The organism is Okeania sp. SIO2B9, from assembly GCF_010672505.1.
Taxonomy (GTDB): Bacteria; Cyanobacteriota; Cyanobacteriia; order Cyanobacteriales; family Microcoleaceae; genus Okeania; species Okeania hirsuta.
This window is the reverse complement of the sequence record NZ_JAAHGK010001782.1, coordinates 1-1,098: the sequence shown is the minus strand read 5'-3', so window position 1 is coordinate 1,098 and position 1,098 is coordinate 1. Positions and strand designations below refer to the sequence as shown.

The following is a 1,098-nucleotide window of genomic DNA, read 5'->3' as shown; positions in this document are numbered from 1 at the left end:
TCGAGCAGCACAAATAATTCAGGAAAAATTACCTCAAGTTCATTTTCTAATTCCTCTTTCTTTAGAAAGTTATCGTCATCCTATTGAAGAGGCAATTAAGAAGTATCAACTACAGGCAAAAATTTATCCATCTCTGCCACAAAATAATCAAGAAATACAAGAAAGTAAAAATTTAGAAATTCTGGCTGCAGCCGACTTAGCGATCGCTAAATCTGGTACTGTAAATTTGGAAATAGCTTTGCTAAATGTACCGCAAGTAGTAGTTTATAAAGTTAATCCAATAACTGTTTGGATTGCTAGGAATATTTTGAGATTTTCAATTCCATTTATGTCGCCACCAAATTTGGTACAAATGAAAGCTATTGTGCCAGAATTGTTTCAAGAAAATGCTACTCCTGAAAAAATTGTTTCTGAAGCTTTGGAACTTCTATTAAATTCTCAGTGCCGAGAAAAAATGATAGTAAATTATCAGGAAATGCGTCATGCTTTGGGAAAAGAAGGAGTTTGTAGTCGTGCAGCTCAAGCAATTTTAGATTCAGTTTTGAGCGGAAAATAAAGATATTTTTGAGACAATTAAAGGCAATTATAGTTTTGTGTTTTGTGGAATGGGCATCTTACCCGTTCCTTATATTTTCACCGCAGGCAGGATACACATCCCACTGATATTCATCCCGCCCCTCAGCAATGCCGTGAAGATGGAGAATGTTTTTATACCGAATTAAATGGATTTGATATTAAACCCGGCACAGAAAAGATAATTATTTGTAGAAGAGAATTTGAGCAAATAGTTCTTCATAATTAATATCATGTCCGTTAGTATAGTTTGTGTAAATTCAAGGGTGAATATCTACAGGAAATTTAGGTTTTTTTTTGCTTAATAGCCTTCCTCCTTCTTCCTTCTTCCTTCTTCCTTCTGGTATATATTATGTCTGGTTGAATAGTTATAAATAGCTATAAAGCTAAATAGGGCTTGCTGATTAAATATAAAAGCATTGACATATAAAGACAAGTGCCTTTTTGGGAACGAAAAAAGTGCGCCTGTTTCAGCTCTTCACGCTCATGCATGGAGCGTATTTTAGGCGCATAGTTGGGCAGAAC

General features: G+C 34.9%; 1 protein-coding gene and 1 pseudogene. Both read left to right on the top strand.

The annotated features are described in order from the left end of the window. Positions 1 to 556, top strand: a pseudogene (locus F6K13_RS34405) (lipid-A-disaccharide synthase); the annotation flags it as partial. A 42-nt stretch (positions 557 to 598) separates the two neighbouring features. Further along, positions 599 to 802: a hypothetical protein gene (locus F6K13_RS34400; protein ID WP_287290126.1), complete on the top strand. Its 204-nt coding sequence runs from the start codon at positions 599 to 601 to the stop codon at positions 800 to 802. The last annotated feature ends 296 nt before the right edge of the window (positions 803 to 1,098 follow it).